At 68.5% G+C, this 22617-nt stretch carries 24 protein-coding genes and 1 tRNA gene; 13 read left to right on the forward strand and 12 right to left on the reverse strand.

Features of this window, described 5'->3' with window-relative positions; translation table 11 throughout:
* Positions 1–77: 77 nt before the first annotated feature.
* Together CQ042_RS03015 and CQ042_RS03020 are read right to left on the reverse strand one after the other, a co-directional pair.
* Positions 78–1937 carry a DUF5979 domain-containing protein gene (locus CQ042_RS03015; protein WP_105668753.1) on the reverse strand — a complete coding sequence of 620 codons (1860 nt, stop codon included), beginning with the start codon at positions 1935–1937 and terminating at the stop codon, positions 78–80.
* A 236-nt stretch (positions 1938–2173) separates the two neighbouring features.
* A complete protein-coding gene (locus CQ042_RS03020) occupies positions 2174–2398 on the reverse strand; it encodes a hypothetical protein (protein WP_105668754.1) in 225 nt (74 codons plus the stop codon).
* A gap of 203 nt (positions 2399–2601) precedes the next feature.
* Between CQ042_RS03020 and CQ042_RS03025 the strand changes: the two genes are divergently transcribed.
* The gene (locus CQ042_RS03025; RefSeq protein WP_105668755.1) at positions 2602–3579 is read left to right on the forward strand and encodes a GNAT family N-acetyltransferase; all 978 of its coding nucleotides are present in this window, start codon (positions 2602–2604) and stop codon (positions 3577–3579) included.
* Between the two features lie 9 nt (positions 3580–3588).
* Here the strand turns inward: CQ042_RS03025 and CQ042_RS03030 are convergent, their stop codons facing one another.
* Positions 3589–4383, reverse strand: coding sequence for a CPBP family intramembrane glutamic endopeptidase (locus CQ042_RS03030; protein WP_181157420.1), 795 nt, complete (start codon positions 4381–4383; stop codon positions 3589–3591).
* A 103-nt stretch (positions 4384–4486) separates the two neighbouring features.
* Entirely contained in the window at positions 4487–4978 is a 492-nt protein-coding gene (locus CQ042_RS03035; RefSeq protein WP_105668757.1) for an FBP domain-containing protein, read from the reverse strand.
* Between the two features lie 80 nt (positions 4979–5058).
* Between CQ042_RS03035 and CQ042_RS03040 the strand changes: the two genes are divergently transcribed.
* A complete protein-coding gene (locus tag CQ042_RS03040; RefSeq protein WP_105668758.1) occupies positions 5059–5640 on the forward strand; it encodes a TetR/AcrR family transcriptional regulator in 582 nt (193 codons plus the stop codon).
* Positions 5641–5792: 152 nt separating this feature from the next.
* Here CQ042_RS03040 and CQ042_RS03045 read toward each other — a convergent pair.
* A tRNA-Leu gene (locus CQ042_RS03045) sits at positions 5793–5875 on the reverse strand.
* A 294-nt stretch (positions 5876–6169) separates the two neighbouring features.
* Here CQ042_RS03045 and CQ042_RS03050 point away from each other — a divergent pair.
* From CQ042_RS03050 to pknB, 7 genes are read left to right on the forward strand one after another with little or no spacing between them, the layout of a single operon-like run.
* Positions 6170–6895 carry a DUF3662 and FHA domain-containing protein gene (locus CQ042_RS03050; protein ID WP_181157421.1) on the forward strand — a complete coding sequence of 242 codons (726 nt, stop codon included), beginning with the start codon at positions 6170–6172 and terminating at the stop codon, positions 6893–6895.
* Positions 6892–7419 (forward strand): FHA domain-containing protein, encoded by a 528-nt coding sequence (locus CQ042_RS03055; RefSeq protein ID WP_105668760.1) that lies wholly within the window; start codon positions 6892–6894, stop codon positions 7417–7419. The genes CQ042_RS03050 and CQ042_RS03055 overlap by 4 nt, the downstream gene beginning before the upstream one ends.
* Before the next feature lie 7 nt (positions 7420–7426).
* Positions 7427–8731, forward strand: coding sequence for a PP2C family serine/threonine-protein phosphatase (locus tag CQ042_RS03060; RefSeq protein WP_105668761.1), 1305 nt, complete (start codon positions 7427–7429; stop codon positions 8729–8731).
* A complete protein-coding gene (locus CQ042_RS03065; RefSeq protein WP_105668762.1) occupies positions 8728–10113 on the forward strand; it encodes an FtsW/RodA/SpoVE family cell cycle protein in 1386 nt (461 codons plus the stop codon). Before CQ042_RS03060 ends, CQ042_RS03065 begins: the two co-directional genes overlap by 4 nt.
* Position 10114: 1 nt before the next feature.
* A complete protein-coding gene (locus tag CQ042_RS03070) occupies positions 10115–11569 on the forward strand; it encodes a penicillin-binding transpeptidase domain-containing protein (protein ID WP_105668763.1) in 1455 nt (484 codons plus the stop codon).
* On the forward strand, positions 11566–13308 hold the full coding sequence (locus tag CQ042_RS03075; RefSeq protein ID WP_258131986.1) for a protein kinase: 1743 nt from the start codon (positions 11566–11568) through the stop codon (positions 13306–13308). The genes CQ042_RS03070 and CQ042_RS03075 overlap by 4 nt, the downstream gene beginning before the upstream one ends.
* A gap of 45 nt (positions 13309–13353) precedes the next feature.
* Positions 13354–15042: a Stk1 family PASTA domain-containing Ser/Thr kinase gene (gene pknB / locus CQ042_RS03080; protein WP_105668765.1), complete on the forward strand. Its 1689-nt coding sequence runs from the start codon at positions 13354–13356 to the stop codon at positions 15040–15042.
* A gap of 31 nt (positions 15043–15073) precedes the next feature.
* Here pknB and CQ042_RS03085 read toward each other — a convergent pair whose 3' ends face one another.
* Genes CQ042_RS03085 through CQ042_RS03090 form a run of 3 tightly spaced genes read right to left on the reverse strand, consistent with a single transcriptional unit; the run spans position 15074 to position 16681 of the window.
* On the reverse strand, positions 15074–15706 hold the full coding sequence (locus CQ042_RS03085; protein ID WP_105668766.1) for an aminodeoxychorismate/anthranilate synthase component II: 633 nt from the start codon (positions 15704–15706) through the stop codon (positions 15074–15076).
* Positions 15703–15858: a DUF4175 domain-containing protein gene (locus CQ042_RS20250; protein ID WP_146115332.1), complete on the reverse strand. Its 156-nt coding sequence runs from the start codon at positions 15856–15858 to the stop codon at positions 15703–15705. The genes CQ042_RS03085 and CQ042_RS20250 overlap by 4 nt, the downstream gene beginning before the upstream one ends.
* 28 nt (positions 15859–15886) lie before the next feature.
* Positions 15887–16681 (reverse strand): class E sortase, encoded by a 795-nt coding sequence (locus CQ042_RS03090; RefSeq protein ID WP_105669241.1) that lies wholly within the window; start codon positions 16679–16681, stop codon positions 15887–15889.
* Between the two features lie 103 nt (positions 16682–16784).
* Here CQ042_RS03090 and CQ042_RS03095 point away from each other — a divergent pair, with 103 nt between their 5' ends.
* Positions 16785–17024: a cell division protein CrgA gene (locus tag CQ042_RS03095; RefSeq protein WP_025102888.1), complete on the forward strand. Its 240-nt coding sequence runs from the start codon at positions 16785–16787 to the stop codon at positions 17022–17024.
* Between the two features lie 282 nt (positions 17025–17306).
* On the opposite strand, the gene CQ042_RS03100 is transcribed toward CQ042_RS03095, so the two are convergent.
* The gene (locus tag CQ042_RS03100) at positions 17307–18200 is read right to left on the reverse strand and encodes a rhomboid family intramembrane serine protease (protein WP_105668767.1); all 894 of its coding nucleotides are present in this window, start codon (positions 18198–18200) and stop codon (positions 17307–17309) included.
* Between the two features lie 21 nt (positions 18201–18221).
* On the reverse strand, positions 18222–18779 hold the full coding sequence (locus CQ042_RS03105) for a peptidylprolyl isomerase (RefSeq protein WP_105668768.1): 558 nt from the start codon (positions 18777–18779) through the stop codon (positions 18222–18224).
* Positions 18780–18926: 147 nt separating this feature from the next.
* Here CQ042_RS03105 and CQ042_RS03110 point away from each other — a divergent pair, with 147 nt between their 5' ends.
* Both CQ042_RS03110 and CQ042_RS03115 read left to right on the forward strand, forming a co-directional pair.
* On the forward strand, positions 18927–19424 hold the full coding sequence (locus CQ042_RS03110; RefSeq protein WP_105669243.1) for a DNA helicase: 498 nt from the start codon (positions 18927–18929) through the stop codon (positions 19422–19424).
* A 56-nt stretch (positions 19425–19480) separates the two neighbouring features.
* Entirely contained in the window at positions 19481–19936 is a 456-nt protein-coding gene (locus CQ042_RS03115; protein WP_181157443.1) for an aminoacyl-tRNA deacylase, read from the forward strand.
* Positions 19937–19940: 4 nt separating this feature from the next.
* Here CQ042_RS03115 and CQ042_RS03120 read toward each other — a convergent pair whose 3' ends face one another.
* On the reverse strand, positions 19941–20363 hold the full coding sequence (locus tag CQ042_RS03120) for an NUDIX hydrolase (protein ID WP_105668769.1): 423 nt from the start codon (positions 20361–20363) through the stop codon (positions 19941–19943).
* Positions 20364–20407: 44 nt separating this feature from the next.
* A complete protein-coding gene (locus tag CQ042_RS03125; protein WP_105669247.1) occupies positions 20408–22003 on the reverse strand; it encodes an amidohydrolase in 1596 nt (531 codons plus the stop codon).
* Between the two features lie 119 nt (positions 22004–22122).
* On the opposite strand from CQ042_RS03125, the gene CQ042_RS03130 reads away from it, so the two are divergent.
* Positions 22123–22578 (forward strand): hypothetical protein, encoded by a 456-nt coding sequence (locus CQ042_RS03130; RefSeq protein WP_105668770.1) that lies wholly within the window; start codon positions 22123–22125, stop codon positions 22576–22578.
* The last annotated feature ends 39 nt before the right edge of the window (positions 22579–22617 follow it).

The following is a 22617-nucleotide window of genomic DNA, read 5'->3' on the forward strand; positions in this document are numbered from 1 at the left end:
TCGGGTGCGTCGTCGGGCGTCTCGGACGTGCCGGAGGAGACGGACGAGCCCCCGGCACCTCCTCGCGGGTCGTGACCTCAGCGGGCGGATCGCCGCGTGACGTCCCGCGTCTGCGCAGCCCGGATGGTCGCTCGGCGCGTGAGGACGATGCCGGCGCCGACCATCAGCATCGCGAGGGCGAGGAGTGCGGCCATCGGTCCGGCGTCGCCACCGGTGGTCGCCAGTCCTGCCGTGGGAGGCCGCGGCGGATCGCTCGGCGGTGGCACGAGCGCGGCGGGGTTGGCGAGCTGCGCCGCGACCGTGGTCTCGGCACCGATCGTGAGCTGCGCACCGCCGCTCACCACCGTGACGCCCGGGCCGGAGAACACCGGCTCTCCCCACACGACGCCGGTGACAGGGGTCGCGGGGCGCTCGGTGAGTGTCACCACGGTCCCGACGGGAAGGTCCTGCACCGTCTGGGGTGCGCCGTCTGCGGCGAGCGCGAGACTCCCCGTGACCTGCCCTTCGTCGGTGGCGTAGGCGTATTCGACGACGAACGTGGCATCGCCCGGAATGAGGGAGGTCGCGTTCCCGGTGATCTGCTTCGACACGGAGAACCCTCCGAACGCGGGCGGTGCGAGCGTGGTGGAGTTCGTGAGCTGGGCGGCGACGGTCGTGTCGTCGCCGATGGTGAGCTGCGCGGCGCCGTCCACGACCGTGACCCCCGCGCCGGCGAACACGGACGCCCCCCACACGACTCCGGCGACCGGCGTCGCCGGGCGCTCGCTGAGCGTCACGACGGTGTCGACGGGAATGCCCTGCACCGACTGCGTCGTGCCGTCCGCAGCGAGGGTCAGCGAACCGGTCACCGGGCCTTCGGCCGTCGAGTAGGAGTAGTCGACGATGAAGCTCGCATCGTCGGGGACGAGGGAGGCCCCTTCACCGCTGATCGCCTTCGACACCGTGAACCCGCCGAGACCGTCGCCGTCACCGCCACCGCCGGCGGTCGTCACGGTCAGGGTCGCCGTCGTCGTGGTGAAGCTCGACCCGGTGACGGTGTTCTCGAAGACGTCGCCGGTCTGCACGCCGGCAGGAAGCTGGGTCTGGTACTGCAGCCGGTAGAGGTGATCCGCCAGTGCCGGGGCAGCGAGCTCGAGGGTGAACGAGTTGGCGGTGTCCACGGTCAGCGAGTAGTCGGTCTCCGGGGTCAGCGTCGTGAACAGCGACGGGTCGAAGAATCCGCCGTTCCAGTCGGCGGTCGCGACGTGCCCGAGCCAGATCGTTCCCGGCAGCAGCGTGAGGCCCGGCGTGAAGGTGTCGACGATCGTGGGGTTCTGACCGGTCAGAAGGCTGCCGGGGACCCAGATGTACCACTCGATTCCGCCGTTGACGGTCTGCGACCCCGTCTTCAACGCGTCGGTCGGCACGGGATTCGGTTCCTGCGAGAGGATCCCCCCTCCGGGGATCTGGACGATGATCGGCACGCCTCCGCCCGTGGTGAAGGTGAGGGTGCCGTCCTCGGTGGTCTGCTCGGCTTTCACCTGGAAGAAGAGTGTCCCCTGCACGTTGTCATGCGTGGCCACGTAGTCGCTGAGTGTGCAGGCGATCCCGGTCGCGGAGACGGTGCACGTGCCGATGGTCGCGCCGTCCGGGTCCAGCATCTGGAACGTCGAGGAGATGCCGACGAGCTGAGGCGTCGTGGGGAAGCTCAACGAGAACGTGTCCCCCGGCTGCGCGGTGTCCGGCACCGCCCATGTCGCTTCGAGACGGATCGTGTCGTAGAGGTGGACCTGGCTGCTCGGCTCGACGATCGTCGCCGAGGTGATCGCATCCAACTCGGCGGCCTGGGCCGCGGCCGGTGCGACGAGGCCGATCAGCGTCAGCAGCGCAGCCGCGGCGATGGCGATGAGTCGGCGCCGCCCGGGGCGCGCATCACGAGGTCTGGTGTCGAGTCTCACGGTCTCTTCCCTCCGCTTCGCCCTGCCCGGTCATCCGATGACGGGCAGGAGACACTCCCCGGGATGATCATCCTCCCGTGCCCGCGATTCCGCCATAGCATCTCCGAAACCGGCTGGACGGAGGTGATCGGTCGGCGTGGGGTGCCCCGGAGGGGGAGAGGCGGGGCACCCCACCAGGGCCACTCCCCAGCGGCCCCGCTTCTGATCCGTGATGCCAGATCAGGATCAGAAGACGTTCACGGCACCCTCCCCTCGCCGTCGATCTCCCGGATCACTCGCGCGATCGCGCGGATCCCGTCGGGCGAGACGGGGAAAGGCAGGCCAGACATCGGAGCCCACGGCGTCGTCGCGGCGTCGATGGCCGCGTCGTATTCGGCGATCGCGGCCTCGTAGGCGGCCCGTTGCGATGCCGAGAGCGCCTCGACCTGCTCGCGCGTCAGTCCCCAGTCCTGCAGTGCCATGCCTGCCCCAGCCGAATACTGCGGGGTCCGCCCCATCGGCCCCGATGTGCGACAAGGATCCTCCTCCGCAGCCCGCCTGGCAAGAGCAGTCGCCGACATCGGCGAAGGCCGAACGCGGGGTGCGATGACGCTGTCGGATAGCGTGAGGGGGCGACCTGCGTCGCATGCTCCTCCCTCGTCGAACGTCGAAAGCGTGGTCCCCGGTGAACGTGCACGTCGAGGTCGTCGATCCGCGGAACGTCCCTCGCCTCCTCCGGTGGAACGGCATCCTGCGTGACGGTTTCGCGGTGGGCCGCCGTCACGTATGGTCCCGCAGCGACGAGGCGACGTGCGCGCAATTCCGCGAGCCGCACCCGACCCGCGTCGCGGTCCTGCTCCTCGCCGAGATCGACGGCGTTCCTGTCGGCGCGGCCGAGGGGCACGTGCGCCCCGGCGAACCCGCGGATGTCGAGATCGCCGTCCTCGAGGGCTTCCGGCGCCAGGGGGTCGGGGGAGCGCTGCTGAACGCCCTGCGCGCGAGGCTGCGGAGCGTCGCCACGGTGATGCGCGCCGAGACGTACTCCGACGCCGGCGTCGACTTCGCCCGTTCCGAAGGACTGACCGTCGGCATCCGTGAAGGGCGGCAGGTGCTGGGCCTTCCGCTGTCGGCGCATGCCCTCGCCGCGCTCGGCTCCGCGCCGGCGGATGTCGATCTGCTCTCCTGGTCAGGACGGTGCCCCGAGAAGGTCGTCGAGAGCTGGGCTCTGCTCCGATCCCGAATGGCGGACGAGGTGCCGATGGGCGATCTGACGCGCACGGCCGTGAGCGCCGAGGTCGAGGCCGTCCGCCGGAACGAGCAGCGCATGCACGACCAGGGCTACACGCTGGTGCGCAGTCTGGCGCGGGTCGAGGGAGAAGCCGTCGGCTACACCGAGATCCTGCTCTCGCGCGCCGACCCGGAGATCGCGTTCCAGGACGACACGTTCGTCGAGCAGCACGTCCGCGGCCGTGGCATCGGGCGCGCACTGAAATCAGCCAACCTCCGCCAGCTCATGCGTCTGCCCGAGAGCGCCGACTCGCGGTTCGTGCAGACCTACACGTCTCTGACGAACGAGCCGATGCTCGCGCTCAACAGGTCCTTCGGGTTCGAGGACATCGACGTGCTGACGATCCTCGAAGGCCCCCTGGAGGAGTCCTCCTGACGCCTCCGTTCACAGGGCCGGGATGGCACCGGATATCTGAAGGATCGGAAGGATGATCGCGGGCGACGACATCGTGATGTTCACGATCCAGTGGGCGATGACCACGGGAAGGAGTCGCCCTTGCCTCCGCACGATGATCGCCGCGCACAGACCCCACACGGTGAAGGCGAGGAAATAGATGAGCATCCCCGGCACGGTCGCCGCGAAGAGGATGTGCTGAGCGCCGAACAGGAGTGACGTCGTGACGATCGCCGCCGCCACACTCCAGCGCGACGCGATCCCGTCCAGGCCGTATCCCCGGAAGACGAGTTCCTCCGTCGGCGCGTTGATCAGCATGAACGGCACCACCGCGACGAGCGAGATCACGAGCAGTACCACCGGGTCCATGCGGACGGACGAGGCGGGATCGAAGAAGATCGTCGCGAAGGCGGAGGGTGCCTCGCGGCCGTAGAGAAGGAACACCGTTCCCGTCACCACCGCCATGAAGGGCACGTTGAGCACGAAAAGCCAGAGCAGTCCCCAGAGCACGTCTCGCCCGACACGCCCTCTCCGCACCCCGAGCGCAGCACCGAGCGACACTCCCTGCTCCCGGAGGAACCTCCGCACCAGCACGAGGCAGAGCACGTTCACCGGCACGAGACCCAGCGTCGCCCACATCGTGTTCGGCGGGAAGGCATCGACCCCGGTCGCCGCCCGGACGACGAGCCACATCCCGAGCGTCACGACGACGACCGATCCCAGGCGCACGGCCAGCAGCACCCAGGCGCGACGGAAGGACTGCATCCGGGGCATCGCCTCAGCCATCGCCCGAGCCACTCCGAAGACGTGAGCGCATGGCGTCATCTTCTCACGGCGCCCGATCGTCGGTCAGGCCACGCCTGGCCGGCCCGGGCCGGTGGCGGTTGGCCTACTCGCGTCGCAGCACTTCGGCGACGAACGCCTGCGCGCGCTCACGAAGTCCCGCGCGCCGACCAGCGACATACTCCTCGGGGCTCGCCTCCCAGGCCGAGCCCGGTGTCAGCACGTTCATGCGGATGTTGCAGTCCAGATCGGCGCAGAGATAGCTCCCGCGGGACGACAAGCTCCGATCGGAGGTGCCGGACGAGCCGGTGAACAGGATCACCTGACCGAAACGCCGCGGCATCCTGCACAGGGTGCACATGACCGCCCGCGCCGGGCTCACGGGGAGCCGGGAGTGCACGAGCATGACCCCCTCCAGCACCCCGGACCGCTCGATGAAGACGTACCCGCGCTGTCGCGCACTCGGGTCTCTCCATCCGAGGTAGTCGAGGTCCGTCCCGTCCGACCGCATCGTCTTCGGCATCCGCACGGTGCGTCGAGTCGCCTCGCTCACGTTGAGCAGCGCCGCGCGAAGCTCGCTGAGGGTCCTGCCGTGCATTCCGCATCTCCTCGCATCGAATTTGTACGTGTGTACAGATTAGCAGGAGGTGGCGGTCGGCGAGCCTAGAATGGGTCGCCATGGCCTACCTCCCGCGCGAGCAGCGTCGCACCGCCATCGTGGACGCGGCAGTGCGGGTCGCGCGGCGCTCCGGACTGGCGGGCATCACCGCCCGTACCGTCGCGCTCGAGGTGCAAGGATCGCCGGGACTCATCCATCAGCACTTCGCGAGCGTGACGGAACTGCAGGCGGCCGCCTGGCAGACCTACGTGGCCGAGCAGGTGGCGGGGTTCACGGAGGATGCGCGGAACCCCACCGCCGATCCGATCCTCGAGTTCTTCGCCAACCACCTCGACCCCCGAGCGGCACCGGACCTCGGACTGTGGGCGGATGCGTGGGCGCACGCCCTCCGTGTACCCGCCTTCGCACCCGCGTACGCCGACAGCCTCGACCTCGTCGCCGCGGTACTCCAGTCGTCGTCTCCCGGGATGGACCTCGCAGAAGCGCGACGCTCCATGCTCCTCGCCGTGGCGCTCGCGGGCATGAGCCGTATCGCCCCCGAGCGCTACGCCCCTGAGCTCATCACCGATGTCGTCGCCGACGCCGCGGGGCGGTCCGTCCGACGACGAGGCGACCGAGGTTCGGAAACTCCTGCCGACTGACCCCTCGTCGGTCCGCGGTGTCCGACGCCGCGGGGCGACGGCGCAGCATTCCGCTCACGGGCGCCCGGTGCGGGCACAGAAAAGGCCCGGCTTCCTCGAGGAACCGGGCCACTTTCACACACAGATCGGACGAATCCGATACGCACATCCTGTGCGCGAGGGGGGACTTGAACCCCCACGTCCTTACGGACACTGGCACCTGAAGCCAGCGCGTCTACCATTCCGCCACTCGCGCGAGTGTCTCGTTCCGAAGAACTCAACTTTGCGAGGATATCACGCGATCCGCCTGCCGATGAAACCGGGGCGCCGTGCCCGGATTCCGACCGAAGCCTCCCCGGTCGAGCGGAGGGTTCCGCGCCATCCGCCCGCCCATCGCCGTGTCCTCCGCCGGTCGCCGTCGGCCCTCCTCCACGGTTCTCCCGAGCTCCATGATCTGTGGACATTCACGGCCCCGAAGGCCCGATCGGCGGCGTTCCCCCAGGACACCTGGCTACGATGTGTCTACCAGTCGGCATGCCAGAGGAGCCCCGTGGGACTACTTGACAGCTTTGAGAAGGGTCTCGAGCGCGCGGTCAACAGCGCGTTCGCGAAGACCTTCCGCAGCGGCATCCAGCCGGTCGAGATCGCTTCAGCGCTGCGGCGCGAGGCCGATACGAAGGCAGCCGTCGTGAGCCGCGATCGCATCATCGCCCCCAACAGCTACGTCGTGCGTCTCAGCGCCGACGACTCGGAACGGATGCGCGGTCTCGGCGGCGCCCTCACGGATGAGCTGCACGCCCTTCTCACCAAGCACGCCAAGGCGCAGGGTTACAGCTTCGCCGGGCCGCTGTCGATCAACCTCGAGTCGGACGAGAAGGTCGCCACAGGCACCGTGCGCGTGAGCTCGGGCACGGTCGAGGGCCGCGTCAGCTGGCAGGCCGTCGTCGACGTCGACGGCCGTCGCCACTCGATCTCCCGAGCCCGCACGGTGATCGGCCGCGGGTCGGACGCCGACATCACGATCGCGGATGCCGGATCGAGCCGCAAGCACGTCGAGATCCTGTGGGATGGCGAGCGCGCCATGATGCGCGACCTCGGTTCGACCAACGGCACGAAGGTGAACGGTCAGAAGCTGCGTGAAGCCGCCCTCCCCACCGACACCACCATCACGATCGGGCGCACCGATCTGGTGTTCCGCATCGTCCCCGTCGCCACGCCCTCGCGCCCCTCTCCGCGTGACGACGACGCGACCCGAGCGTTCGGGGCCCTCGGATGAGTGAACTGGTCCTCCTCCTTCTCCGCATCGGGTTCCTCGTCCTGATGTGGTTCTTCGTGTTCGGCGTCGTGTACTCCCTCCGCGCCGACCTGTTCGGCGTGCGTGTGCGCAAGCTCCCCGCCGAGGCGACGGCAGGCGCACCGGCCCCGGCGCCGACCGCAGCCCCGGCAGCCGCTCCCGCGGCGAAGCCGTCATCGTCGCGCCCCTCGACCGGACCGGCGACGGTCGCGACGGCGAAGCGCCTGGTGATCACCTCGGGTCCGAAGGCGGGCCTGGAACTCCCGCTCGGTGCCGATTCGCTCACGATCGGCCGCTCCAGCGAGTCGGCGCTCGTGATCCGCGACGACTACACGTCCAGCCACCACGCGCGACTGATGCTGCGCGGTGACAGCTGGGCGATCCAGGACCTCGATTCCACCAACGGCACCTTCGTCGCGGGCCAGCGCGTCTCCGGCTCACCCGTGAACCTCTCGCTCGGCACCCCCATCAAGGTGGGCGCCACGACCTTCGAGCTGCGAGCCTGACCCCGGCATGGTCTTCGAAGGGTCGAGCGTCGCGATCTCCCACACCGGGAAGGTCCGCTCCAACAACCAGGACTCCGGCTACTCCGGGGCGAACCTGTTCGTCGTCGCCGACGGCATGGGCGGCCACGCCGGCGGAGACGTCGCCTCGAGCATCGCGATCCAGCGCCTGGAGCCCCTCGACCAGCCGTACGCCTCGACCGAAGACGCGCAGGCCTCGCTGCAGGCCGCGGCGACGACCGCTGCCGGCGACCTGATCCGCGCCGCGAAAGACCGGCCGGAGCTCGCCGGCCTCGGCACCACGGTCAGCGCGATCATCATGGTCGACGAGTACGCGGTCATCGGCCACATCGGCGACTCGCGCATCTACCTGTACCGTGACGAGGCGCTGACCCAGATCACCGCCGACCACACCTTCGTGCAGCGCCTGGTCGACTCGGGCCGCATCACCCCGGAGGAGGCGCGCTACCACCCGCGCCGTTCCGTGCTCATGCGCGTGCTCAGCGACATGGACTCCGATCCCGAGCTCGACATGTTCGTCATGCACACGCAGCCGGGCGACCGCTGGCTGCTGTGCTCCGACGGCCTCTCCGGCGTGGTCGACGAGCCTCATATCCTCAAGGCGATGCAGCTCGGTCTCGCCCCCGGCCGCACCGCCGACAACCTCCTCAAGCAGGCGCTCGACGGCGGAGCACCCGACAACGTCACGATCGTCCTGGTCGATGTCGGCGGACAGCATCCGATCCACTCCGGCACGCCCACGATCGTCGGGTCGGCCTCGAATCCCGACGGCGTCTACGTGCCTCCGGTCCGTCCGCCGCGCGGCAACTGGCTGCACCCGGTGCGTCAGGCCGCGAACGAGCCCAGCCACTTCGAGCCGGCACCCGAGTACCTCGAGGAGCTCATCGAGGAGGATCGCCGGCGCGCCAAACGTCGCCGTCTCGGCTGGATCGCCGGGGCGCTGGTCGTCATCGCGATGCTCGGCGTCGCCGCCTTCGCGGCGTACAGCTGGACGCAGACGCGCTACTTCATCGGTGCCGACGAGGACAGCGTCGTGATCTTCCAGGGCGTGCAGCAGAACATCGGCCCGATCACGCTGTCGACGCCGATCGAGGACACCGACATCCTCCTCGCGAATCTTCCGCCCTATCAGCGGGCCTCGGTCGAGCGCACGATCACCGCGCGCTCGCTGTCGGACGCGATGGCCATCGTCGACCGCCTCCGCGCGGGCGCCGAGGCGAACGCGATCGAGCAGACCCCGCTCCCCCTGCCGTCGCCGACGCCGAGCGACACTCCGGATGGGGGTGACGGATGAGCACCGACGTCACGGCCGACACCAGCGTCATCAAGGCCCTCAAGCGCATCCGGATGCCGCAGAACCAGCGCAACCGCGAATTCTGGCTGCTGCTGTTCGCCTGTGCGATCAGCGGCGCCGCACTCACCCTGGTGCAGCTGGGCGCGCTCGGCGTGATCGACCCGATGATCCTCGCGATCGGCGGCGGACTCGCCGTCCTCGCCTTCGCGCTGCACTTCGTGCTGCGGTTCGTCGCATCCGATGCCGATCCGTTCGTGCTGCCGATCGCCACCCTGCTCACCGGCCTCGGCATCGCGATGATCTACCGCATCGACATCGCGTTCAAGAACACGGGGTGGGACGCCTACTCGACCAAGCAGCTCGCGTGGACCGCGATCTCCCTGGCCGGCGCGATCGCCGTCGTCATCCTGCTGCGCAACTACCGCGTCCTGTTCCGATACACCTACATCTTCGGTCTCGCCGGAATCCTGCTCCTGTTGCTGCCGTTCATCCCCGGCCTGCGCATCCCCGACGCGAACGCCGCGGTCTGGGTGTCGCTGGGTGGCATGTTCGCATTCCAGCCGGGCGAGCTCGCCAAGATCTGCCTGGCCATCTTCTTCGCCGGATATCTGGTGCGTACGCGCGAGAGCCTGACCTCCGTCGGCAAACGCGTCCTCGGCATCACCTGGCCCCGGATGCGCGAGCTCGGTCCCGTGCTCGTCGTGTGGATCATCTCGCTGGGCATCATCGTCTTCCAGCGCGACCTCGGCACCGGAACCCTGATCTTCGGGATGTTCGTCGCGATGCTCTACGTGGCCACGGGCAAGACGAGCTGGGTTCTGATCGGACTCGCGCTCGTCGTCGCCGGCGTCGCGCTCGCGACGCAGATCCTCAGCTACGTCCAGGGCCGCTTCGTCAACTGGCTGTTCCTCTTCGACGCCGATCAGGTCGACCCCGACGGCGCGGGATACCAGCCCATGCAGGGCCTCTTCGGCCTCGCACGCGGCGGGCTCATCGGCACCGGCTGGGGTCAGGGCCGCCCCGAGGTCACCCCGCTCGCCCACAGCGACTACATCATCACCAGCCTCGGCGAAGAGCTCGGCCTGATCGGGCTGTTCGCGATCCTCTGCCTCTACATGGTGTTCGTCAGCCGCGGCATGCGCATCGGTCTCGCCGGTCAGGACGACTTCGGCAAGCTGCTCGCCACCGGGCTCTCCTTCACGATCGCCCTGCAGGTGTTCATCATGGTCGGCGGCGTCACCCGCCTGATCCCGCTGACGGGCCTGACCACACCGTTCCTCGCCGCCGGCGGATCCTCGCTCGTGGCGAACTGGCTCATCGTGGCACTGCTGTTGCGCATCTCCGACGGCGTACGCCGTCAGCCGAGGGTGGTGATCGGCTGACATGACCAAGGAACTCCGCCGCCTCAGCATCCTGATGCTCTTCATGTTCATCGCACTGTTCGCCGCGACCAGCTGGATCCAGGTCGTCGAGGCCGACAGCCTCGCCCAGAACAGTCACAACAAGCGCACCCGGCTCGACAGCTACGAGATCCAGCGCGGATCGATCATCGTCGACGGCGTCGCCATCGCCAATTCGGTGCCCGCCGACGACCAGTACCAGTTCCAGCGCGTCTATGCGGATGCGCCGATCTGGGAGCCGGTGACCGGGTACTTCAACCCGGCGCTCGGCTCGACCACGGGCATCGAGCAGGCGATGAACGCCGACCTCTCCGGCACCGGGTCGAACGCCTTCTTCGCCGAGGTGGAGCGCATCCTCTCCGGCCAGCCGCAGCGCGGCTTCAGCGTCGAGCTCACCCTGAACACCGCGGCGCAGCGGGCCGCGTACGAAGCCCTCGGCGACCTCAAGGGCGCCGTCGTCGCGATGGACCCGAAGACCGGACGGATCCTGGCGATGGCCTCGACCCCCGGGTTCGACACGAACCTGATGGCGACCCATGACGCGGATGCCGCGAATGCCACGTACGACCAGCTGGTCGCCGACCCGAACAAGCCGCTCTCCAATCGCGCGATCGGCGGGGATCTCAATCCTCCCGGCTCCACGTTCAAGGTCGTCGTCGCGGCGGCGGCATACGCGAGCGGCAACTGGACGCCCGACTCGACCCTGCCGAACCCCGCCCTGTACACCCTTCCCGGTTCGTCCAACCGCGTCTCGAACGCCTGGGGAGGCACGTGCGGCCCCGGAGAGACGGTCACGATCGCCGAGGCGATCCGCCTCAGCTGCAACATCCCGATGGCGGAGCTCGCGGTCGAGCTCGGCGACGATGCGATCCGGGAGATGTCCGAGAAGCTCGGCTTCAACCAGTCCTTCGAGACGCCTCTGAAGTCGACGCCGTCGAGCTACCCGCGAGCCCTCGATGACGCTCAGACCGCGCTGACCGGTTTCGGGCAGGGGCAGGTGACCGCGACCCCGCTGCAGATGGCCATGGTGTCTGCCGGCATCGCCAACGACGGGGTCGTGATGAACCCGCAGATGGTGGATTCCGTGATCGGCAACGACCTCTCGGTGATCCGAGCGTTCCAGGAGAGCGAGTTCGGTCGTGCGATGGAGGCCGGCGTGGCGAACGACGTGACCTCGGCCATGGTCGCGAGCGTCGCTACGGGCGCTGCCCAGGGTGCAAGAATAGACGGGATCGACGTGGCCGGTAAGACGGGCACCGCAGAGAACGGAAACAGGCCGCACACGTTGTGGTTCACCGGCTTCGCGCCGGCGGACGACCCCGCGGTCGCAGTAGCGGTCGTCGTCGAAGACGGCGGCGGACAGGGACAATCAGGCAGCGGCGACACCATCGCCGCTCCGATTGCGAAGAAGGTCATAGAGGCGGTGCTGGGCAGATGAGGCCGACGCAGGGTGTGTCGTTCGGTGGTCGTTACGAGCTGCAGTCGCGTATCGCGATCGGTGGCATGGGCGAGGTGTGGGAAGCGACGGATCACGTCATCGGACGTACCGTCGCCATCAAGATCCTCAAGGACGAGTACATGGGGGACCCCGGGTTCCTCGAGCGTTTCCGGGCAGAGGCCCGGCACGCCGCACTCGTCAACCATGAGGGCATCGCCAGCGTGTTCGACTACGGCGAGGAGAACGGCAGTGCCTACCTCGTCATGGAGCTGGTGCCCGGCGAGGCGCTCTCGACCGTGCTCGAACGCGACGGCGCGCTGAGTGCCGACAAGACGCTCGACATCGTGGCCCAGACGGCCTCCGCGCTGCAGGCCGCTCACGCCGCAGGCCTCGTGCACCGTGACATCAAGCCCGGCAACCTGCTGATCACGCCCGACGGGCGCGTCAAGATCACCGACTTCGGCATCGCCCGCATCGCCGACCAGGTGCCGCTCACCGCGACCGGCCAGGTCATGGGCACCGTGCAGTATCTGTCGCCCGAGCAGGCGTCAGGACACCCGGCGTCGCCCGCGACCGACACCTACTCGCTCGGCATCGTCGCGTACGAGTGCCTGGCGGGCAAGCGCCCGTTCACCGGCGAATCGCAGGTGGCGATCGCGATGGCGCAGATCAACGAGCAGCCCCCGCCGCTGCCGCCGACCGTGCCGATCCCAGTGCAGAACCTGGTCATGGCGATGATCGCCAAGAAGCCCGCCGACCGGCCCTCGTCCTCCGCGACGGTGGCGCGTGCCGCGCAGGCTCTTCGCCGCGGCGACCTGAACTCCGCGGCCATCGCCGTCCCCGCGATCGCGACCGGCGGCGTCGCCGGCGGCGACGATGCGACCCGCATGCTGACGGCCTCGGGCGACGACGGCACGACACGCATCCTTCCCACCACCGCTCAGCTGCCCACCGAGGAGGCTGCTGCGGAGGAGAAGAAGAAGAAGAAGCGCAGCCCGTGGACGTGGCCGCTGATCGCACTGATCGCGCTGCTCGTGATCGTGCTCGGCGGAACGTTGTGGGCGATGCTGGCGAACCAGGGCGATGACGGCGCCGAGAAGCCGTCGAAGTCGCCGAGCCAGTCGGTGACGCAGTCCGAGACGCCGCCCCCCACCACCCCGACGCCCGAGGTGACGCGCGTCAACGTGAATGCGCTGAACCTGGTCGGCATGGACTGCGGCACGGCGACGTCCACGCTCAACGAGGCCGGCTTCGACAGCAGCATCAGCTGCCCCGAAGGCGACCCCGCACCCTCCGACGACAAGGTCGGCACCGTGTACCGCGTCGACCCCACCGGGAACGTCGAGACGACGCAGGCGATCACCCTCACGATCTACGCAGCCCGCGCCGCCCTGCCGACCCCGACCGACGCCCCCACCATCACGGGCGAGCCGGTCGCCGGCAGCACCGTCACCATCTCCTGGGGCACCGGATTCACCTGCCCCAGCGGCACGACGCTCTCCGGCTACGTCGTCTCGGTCCAGAACGGCACCTTCGTGTCGGGCGGCCCGAACTTCCAGCCGACGCAGCGCAACACGCAGGTGAAGGTGGCCGACGCCGCCGGTCAGCAGCTCATCGTCACCTACCAGGGCATGTGCTCGGGCGGCGACCAGCGCACCTCGGCCGCGTCGCCGCCGCTCTCGGTCCCGATCGTCGCCGCACCCGCCCCTGGGGACGGCGAAGACGGCGCCGACGGGTAGCCTGTAGTTCCAGTTCAGTCACCGTAGTTTTCAGGGGGGTCATCCGTGTCCACAGAGCCACGAGTCATCGCGGGCCGGTACCGCGTCGACGAGCTCATCGGGCATGGCGGAATGGCGAAGGTCTACCGCGGGTACGACCTCACACTCGGGCGCGAGGTGGCGATCAAGCTCCTCGATCCGGAACTTGCTCGCGACACCGCCTTCCGCACGCGATTCCGGTTGGAGGCGCAGGCCGCGTCACGGATGTCCCATCCGTCGATCGTCCGTGTCTTCGACGCCGGAGACCCCTCCAGCAACGACAGCGGTTCGAGCGAACCGCCCTACATCGTGATGGAGCTCGTCAAGGGCACGCTGCTCAAGGACATCATCGCGGCGGGCCCGGTGCCTGTGGAAGACGCCGTGCACTACGTCGACGGCATCCTGGAAGCTCTCGACTACTCGCATCGCGCGGGTGTCGTGCACCGCGACATCAAGCCGGGCAACGTCATGGTGACCGACAAGGGTCAGGTCAAGGTGATGGACTTCGGCATCGCCCGCGCCGTCTCCGACTCCTCATCGACCGTGGCCGAGACCACGCAGATCATCGGCACCGCCGCCTATTTCTCGCCGGAGCAGGCGAAGGGCGAGCCCGTCGACGCCCGTGCCGACCTCTACTCGACCGGCGTCGTGCTCTACGAACTGCTCACGGGACGCCAGCCGTTCCGCGGAGAGTCGCCGGTGGCCGTGGCCTACCAGCACGTCAGCGAGACCCCCGTGCCGCCGACCGAGGTGAACGAGGACGCTCCCGGTGCCCTCGACCCGATCGTGCTGCGCGCGCTCGCGAAGGACCCCTACCAGCGGTACCCGGACGCCGCGCACTTCCGCGCCGCGCTCGACGCCGCCGTGACGGGGAACGCGCCGACGCGCAAGGAACTCGGCGCGCTGACCAGCGAACTGTACGGTCCGAGTCCGCGGCAGGCGCAGGAGACCGCGCGATCGCTGCGGCAGCTGAGCAGCGACACGACGATGACCCGCACGCAGTCGGGCCCACCCGTGGCGTGGATCTGGGCCGGAGTCGCCCTGCTCGCCGTGCTGCTGGCGTCCGTCCTCTTCTGGGTCGTCACGATCAGCATGCGCCCGCCGGAGGTGCCGAGCACGTCGCGGATCATCCCGAACCTCGTGAACGTGTCATCGGAGCGCGCACAGGACGACCTCGCCAAGCTCGACCTGACGTCGAAGATCGTGATCGAGTCGAGCTCCGACATCGCCGAGGGCAACGTGATCAGCACCGATCCCGAAGCGGGGGTCTCCGTCGAGGCGGGCTCCACCGTGACGCTGCACGTCTCGTCCGGCGAGGAGACGGTGGTCATGCCGAAGCTCGAGGGCATGGCACTCGACGATGCCACGAATGCGTTGGCCGCCGCCGGCCTCGAACTCGGCACCGTCATCCAACGCAACGACAAGGCATTGGCCGCGAACACGGTGATCTCGGCGAGCGAGAAGGCCGACACCGAACTGGACCCGGGGACGGTCATCAACCTCGTCGTGGCCAGTGGCAAGATGACGCTGAAGGACCTCGTCGGCTGGACCGTCGATGCCGCCACCACGAACCTCACCGATCTCGGCCTTGTCGCCGTCCCGGTGGAGACAGCGGACTGCCCGGCGACCGAGCCCCCGACCGTCCACTCCATGTCGGTGGCACCGGGAGACGTGCCGATCGGCTCACCGGTCGAGCTCCGGTACTGCACGGGCTAGTTGTGATGTCGGAGGAGCACCCTCTCGGCCGTCACGTCGACAGAGGGTGCAGATGCTCCGAGCGGGCGACGGCCTCTTCATCGCCACACATCTCCAGCCAGTTCGCCAGGAGCCGGTAGCCGCCCTGCGTCAGGACGCTCTCGGGGTGGAACTGCACGCCGAGCAGCGGCAGATCACGATGCGCCAGCGCCATCGCCGTTCCGTTCTCGGCCCAGGCCGTCACGGCGATCTCGGGGGGAAGGTCGGCCGCCGCGAGCGCCAGGGAATGGTAGCGACCCGCATCGAACGGCGAGGGGATGCCGGCGAACAACGCCGAGCCGTCGTGCGTGACCGCAGAGACCATCCCGTGCATGAGCTCCGGCGCCGGTGAGACCGGGGTGCCGAAGGCTTCGCCGATCGTCTGATGCCCGAGGCACACGCCGAGCGTCGGCATCCGCAGCCGTGCGACGATGCGCACCGCATCGAGCGAGGCGCCGGCATCCGCGGGGGTCCCCGGACCGGGGGAGAGCATCAGCGCGTCATACTGTGGCAGCATCCTCTCCAGCTCTACCGCGTCCGTGGCATCGGACTCGATCATCACGGTGTCGGCCCCGAGCTCGCGGAGGTAGCCGACGAGGGTGTGCACGAAGCTGTCGTGGTTGTCGACCACGAGAACTCGTGTCATTCGACGTCGACCTCGCCGGGAGCGATGAGGGGGCTCACCCACGGGAAGACGTACCAGAACAGCCCGTAGAGGACGGCCGCGACGAGGACGAGCAGGATGATCACGCGCAGCCACCACGGGCCAGGCAGCAGTCGCCAGAGTGCGGCGTACATCAGTCTTCTCCCTTGTGGACGTCCACGATCACACGGACGGTGCGGCCGGCGGGGGCGGCGGATCGGTCAGCGCGGCCGGGGGGCCCTCGGCGCGGGGCTGGAAGCTCTCGAAGACACCGTACGCGACGATGCGCTCGGCGAGGGAGTAGAGCGGCGAGCATGCGGTGAGGGTGATGTACTGCTCACCTGTCTGCTGCTCCGGCATCTGCGGCACATCGGCGAGCACGTCGGTCTGCGACGGCTTGACGTACTCGAGCGTCCGGAAGCGGTAGGTGTACCAGCCGTCGGGCGTCTCGACGACGATCGCGTCGTCGAGCTGCAGCTTGTCGAGCTGATTGAAGGGCTTGCCCCAGGTGGTGCGGTGTCCTGCCAGCGAGAAGTTGCCGACCTCTCCGGGCATCTTCGAGTTCGTGTAGACGCCGATCCCCTTCTGGTCGAGGGTGCGAGCGCGGCTCGTCCCCCCGTAGATCCCGAAGTTGTAGTCGGCACCGAAACGCGGGATCTGCATCTGCCCGAACTGCTCGCCGTCGGCCGGCGCGGCGGGAACCGGGGGCACGTACGCGACGGTTCCGTCATCGCCCTCGACGACGGGAGGGAGTTCGGGAGCCTCGGCCTGCGCCCACTCCTGCGACACCGCCGCGCCCTCGTCGTTCTTCTGGGCGCTGATGATGATGTCGCCGATCCACATCTGCCAGGCGACGAACAGCAGAACCAGCACTCCGGCGGTGAGGAGCAGCTCGCCGAGCACGCTCGCGAAAGTCGCGCGAGAGCGTGGTCTCTCTCGCCGCGGGCGTCGCCCCCCAGGCACGACGGAAGCAGTCATGCCGCGATCATATCCGGGAAGGCTGGACGGATGCTCCGGCATCCCCGGAACGAGCGGCATCGCGGCCTCGTCGGATGACAGGTGTCATGGGTACAATGACGGAATGGCACGTGACCGCAAGACCGAAGAACCCGCCGTCGAGCGCGCCGAAGGCGACGCCGCTCCCAACGCCGTGTGGTTCAAGCCGGTGATGATCGGCTTCATGCTGCTCGGCCTCGCGTGGATCCTCGTCTTCTACATCTCCGGCATGCAGTTCCCGATCCCGGGCCTCGACAACTGGAACCTCGCCATCGGGCTCGGAATCGCACTGATCGGCTTCCTGATGACCACCCGCTGGCGCTGACGCCCCCTTTACGTCGAAAGGCCCTCTCGCATCGCGAGGGGGCCTTTCTCATGCCTGGAGCGAAAGAGGACTCACGTGAGGGTGCAGGGTTGTTCCCGGCGCGAGCATCGGGAGGGGACCCGCGCAGCGGGGAGGGTGCCCGCTCTGCGAGCGAAGGGAACAGCCCTGCACCCGTCCCACAAGTCCCCGAGAGCGGAAGTTATCCACAGGACTCTCCACAGCCTGGGGAGAATTACACCGATGTTATTCACAGGGGTTAACAACCCTGTTAACAACTCGGGATCAGGACAAAAGGATCCATTGCGGCACGAACGCCACGATGACGATCAACAGGACGACGAGTGCGGAGAGCAGGACGATCTGCCAGGTGCGCTGATCTCGACGCTTCGTCTTGACCAGGATGAGGGCGACGAGGGCGCCGACGATGGCACCGCCCAGGTGCGCTTGCCAGGAGATTCCCCCGGCGAAGAAGCCGAAGGCGAAGTTGATGCCGAGGATGACGAGGATCCCGGTCACGTTCGCGCCGATGTGGCGTCCGATGATCAGCAGCGATGCCAGGAGTCCGAAGATCGCTCCGGATGCTCCGACGGTCCAGGTGCCGGGCGCGAGGATGGCGACCATCACCGACCCGCCGAGGCCGCTGATCAGATACAGCGCGAGGTAGCGGGCGCGGCCGAGCATGGGCTCGAGGCTCTGTCCCAGCATCCACAGCGCGAGCATGTTGAGTGCCAGGTGGATGAAGCTGCCGTGCACGAAGAGCACGGTGAGGAGCCGCCAGGGCTCGAAGGGGAGGGCGAAGAGGTTCGGGTACAGGTACGGGGCGTAGAACCCCAGGGCCTGGATGATCGGCTCCTTGAAGCCGGGGATCAGCTGCACCAGCCCGATGAAGGAGGTGAGGGCCAGAAGGGCGTAGGTGACGACGGGCTTGCCGCTGCGGGCGATCGCCATGGTTCCGCCGCTGCGGCCACCCCACCGACGTGCCGCCTTCTTCTGCGCGGGCGTCCGGTTCTTGCGGTCGGCGTTCATGCACTCCGGGCAGATGACCCCGACGGCCGCCTGGGTCTGACACTCGGGGCAGATGGTGCGCATGCACCTCTGGCAGAGCACGAAGCTCTGCCGATCCGGATGCCGGTAGCAGAAGTTGTCGCGATTGCTCGTGAACTCAGGCGTGGTCATCCGGATCGGCCGCAGCTGTCGTCAGGCCGCGACGATGTCGATCGACTGCAGCACGACCGGCTCGACGGGACGGTCACCCGCACCGGTCTGCACGGCGCCGATCGCGTCGACGACGGCCCGGGAGGCGTCATCGGCGACCTCGCCGAAGATCGTGTGCTTGCCCTGCAGCCACGGCGTCGGGTCGGTGGTGATGAAGAACTGCGAGCCGTTGGTGCCCTCGGGCTTGCCCGTGATGGCGTTGCGGCGGAGGCCGGCGTTGGCCATGGCGAGGATGTAGGGCTCGTTGAAGTTGAGCTCCATGTTGATCTCGTCGTCGAAGTTGTAGCCGGGGCCGCCGACGCCCTGTCCGAGCGGGTCGCCGCCCTGGATCATGAAGTTCGGGATGATGCGGTGGAAGATGACGTCCTTGTAGAGAGCTCCCTCACCGGGCTTGCCGGTGGCGGGATCGGTCCACTCCTGGGTGCCGTCGGCGAGGCCGACGAAGTTCTTGACCGTCTTCGGGGCGTGGTCACCGAAGAGGTTGATGACGATGTCACCGTGGTTGGTGTGCAGGGTTGCGACATGAGAAGCGTGAGCCATGTGCCCATTCTCGCAGAGCTTCCGGTGAGTTGGCCGTGGTGACTACCCCTGATCAGACGAAGAAGCAAGGGCCGGGCGATTCCCGCCCGGCATCCAGCCTCTCGTGGCAAGATGGGGAACCCGTACTCCAATGGACAGGAGAGCATCGTGAGCCTCAGCCGCAAGCGGAAGAAGGAACTGCGTCGTCTTCAGAACGACGCGAACCAGCTCTGGGAGAACCAGCAGGTGCTCGTCGGTCACGCCGCCGATGTCGCCCGCGAGGCCGGTCGTCAGCTCGGCAACCTCAATCGCGAGCAGGTCGTCCCGGTCATCCAGGACACGTACAACCGTCGTGTCGCCCCCGTCGTCGACCGGGGCGTGAAGCTCGGCAAGCACGTCGTCGATGACAAGTTCGTGCCGATCGTCGGTGGGGTCGTCGGTTCGGCGCTCACCGCGTGGGACGTCGCGAACGCCAAGCGCCACGGCGTCGCCGTGCAGGTGCGCAAGGCCGCACCGCAGAAGTCGGGACCTGGTCTCGGTTCGATCATCGCGATCGTCCTCGGCGCTGCCGCGGCCGTCGGCGTGCTCTACGCCGCGTGGCAGGCGCTGCGCGCAGACGACGAGCTCTGGGTCGCGGACGACCCGCTCGCCGCACCCGACGCGTGAACCTGTCTGATCCCGCCTCCGTCGCCTCTGGTGGCGGAGGCGATCGGCATGCGCGGATCCGCGAGGCGGCGGCGGCGCGGGACCTCGACATCGAGATCCGCGAACGCCCCGCTGCCGGCAGCCTGGTCGAGGCTGCCGAACTGCTCGGGATCCCGCCGTCCGGCATCGTGAAGACGCTCGTCGTGAAGCGCTCGGACGACACTTTCCTGTTCGCCCTCGTACCGGGGGGACGCTCGATCTCGTGGCCGAAGCTGCGCGCCCTGGTCGGCGTGAACAAGCTGCGACTGCCGGAGCCGGAGTTGGCGCTCGCGGCGACCGGCTACGAACGCGGCACGATCGTCCCGATCGGCAGCACCACCGACTGGCCGATCTACGCCGATGAGTCGATCGTCGGCCAGCGCATCGCGATGGGCGCCGGAGCACACGGGTACAGTCTGTTCGTCGACGCCGACGACCTGATCGCCGCCTACGGGGCCACCGTCGCCGACATCTCCGTCCCCGAGGATCGCTGACCGGTCAGATGATGCCGGCCATCCGCATGGCGATGTCGACCAGCTTGACCCGCTGCAGCTCCGCGACGGCTTTCAGGGGGAACCACTCCGCCATGTCCGTCGAGCCCCCGGTCTCGAAGCGCAGCTTGCCGCCGGTGACCTCGGCGCGATAGAGGATGCGCAGGGTGTGCAGCGGATCCGCCGCCTTCTGCACGCGACGCCCCGCGGGGATCACACGGGAGTGGATGCCGAGGAGCTCTCCGACCTTCACCGTGTAGCCGGTCTCCTCGCGGAGCTCACGGCGCACGGCATCCTCCGGCGACTCGCCGGCCTCGAGCCCACCGCCCGGCATCGTCCACGCCACGCGGCGGCCCTCGGTCCAACGCGCCAGCAGCAGCCGCCCGTCGTCATCGGTGACGACCGCGTACGCCGCGACACGCAGGTCCATGGATCACACACTAGCCGCCGACGAAGCCCCTCGATGACCGCGCGTCAGACCACGCGGACACCGCCCACATACGTCGCGGACACCTGCGTCGCGGCGAGGTCTTCGGAGGAGACGGTGACGGGGTCGCGGTCAACGACGATGAAGTCCGCGAACAGCCCAGGAGAGAGCGCGCCCACCTCATGTTCGCTGAACAGCTGCCAGGCCGCATTGGCCGTGTGCGCGAGGAGCGCCTGCTCCCTCGTGACCACCGTGCCGCCCGGCATCCGGTAGCCACTGCGAGTGGTGCGGGTCTCGGCCACGGCCATGTTGCGGAACGGCTCGTTCGGGGTGACCCATCCGTCGTTGTGGAATGTCGCGCGGTGTCCGGCCGCGAACGCCGCACCGGCGTCCGCCCAGGCACCGCCGTGCTCCGCACCGAAGAGGTCGTCGACGAGGACCTCGCCCCAGTAGGTGATGTGGTCGACGAACAGGCTCACGGTGACGCCGAGCGACGCCGCACGCTCGAACTGCGCAGGCGTCATGGCTCCGCAGTGCTCCAGCCGGAACCGGTGATCGGTGAGGCCGTGCCGCGCGATGATCTGCGCGTAGACGTCGAGCGTGGCGTCGATCGCACGATCGCCGTGCACATGGCAGGCCAGCTGCCAGCCCGCGGCGGCGTAGGGCTCGGCGATGGCCGACAGCTCATCCGGCGTGTAGTTCGCGTGCCCGATGTGGTGTGGTTCGAGTCCGAGCCCCCGGGTCGCCGGGGTGTCGAGGTAGGGGAACGACGTGGCGATGTTCCCGACCCACGGCGAACCGTCCGACCAGGTCTTGACCCCGGTCTGACGGAAGACCGGATCCTCGCCTCCTCGCACGGACGGAGCCCCGCCCGGACGCGACATCTCGTACCACCGCAGCCGCAAGGGCATCGCGCCCTGCGCACGGAGGGCATCGATGAGCGGATCGAGCCCGGGATTCCACGACAGGTCGGACACGGTGGTGATGCCGCGGGAGGACAGATCGCGCAGGTGCGCGGGAAGGATGCGAGGAAGATGCTGCTGCGCCTTCGCGAGCATCGGGGCGACCACCATCTCGACGGCGGCCGCCTCGAGTGCGACACCGGTGAGCCCTCCCTCTGCATCCCGAACGAACGAGGCGCCGACCGGATCCGGGGTGCTCCGGTCGAGGCCCGCAGCGAGCGCGGCCGCCGTGTTGAAGTACACGGAGTGGCCCGAGTTGTGGATCACGACGAGAGGCACACTGCCGGCGAGATCGTCGAGGAAGCGGATGTCGGGGTCGGGGAGTCCGCGCTGCAGCAGCGCATCCCACCCGTTCGCGAAGACGGCTTCCCCTCCGGCATCCGCCACCGCCGTCCTGAGCGCGGCGAGGACGCCGTCAGCATCGGGGATGACGACGGGACGGAGGTCGACGACCAGATCGGACAGCAGGATCGCGGAGAATCCGGGGTGTCCATGCGGTTCGATCAGTCCGGGCATGACCCACCCGTCGAGCGCGACCGTTTCGGCTTCGGGATCGCTGCGTCGGATCTCGTCTGCCGACCCGAGAGCGACGATCATGCCGTCGTCGACCGCCATGGCTTCGACCTCGATGTCGATTCGCGGCGCGAGTGGACGGATACGGCCCAGGAAGACAGTCGTCATGGCGTCAGTCTGGCAGTCGGCAGCGGCGCGTCGGAGATCGATCACGAATCGAGAAGCGCACCGGTGTCCGGCATCCGTAATGTGATCTCCACACCGGCAGCACATCGAGAGGACCGATCATGGCCGAGAAGCACGAAGAGACGAAGAACTTCAGCGCCGAGGAACGCGAGGCCATGCAGGCCGCCGCGAAAGAGGCCCGCACGCGGCGCTCCCGCGCGAAGAAGTCCCCGGAGGAGCTGCGGGCCGCGGGGGAGGCCGACATCAAGGAGGCCATCGAGAAGCTGACGCCCGAAGATCAGGCGCTGTCGAACAAGCTGCACGCGCTCGTCTCCGAGGTCGCCCCCGAACTCGTCCCCCGCACCTACTACGGGATGCCGGCGTGGGGTCGCGACGGGAAGGTGCTGTGCTTCTTCCAGCCGGCCAGCAAGTTCAAGGTCCGCTACGGGACGTTCGGCTTCGAGCCCCTCTCGAACCTCGACGACGGCACCGTCTGGCCGACCGCGTATGCGGTGACCGACCTCACGAAGGCCGACCTGGAGTTCCTCGCCGAGCGCATCCGCGTCGCGATCAGCTGACCTTCTGCGGAAGGGTGCGCGACCGCTCGGTCGCGCACC

It is taken from the genome of Microbacterium sp. MYb62, from assembly GCF_002979475.1.
Lineage (GTDB): Bacteria > Actinomycetota > Actinomycetes > Actinomycetales > Microbacteriaceae > Microbacterium.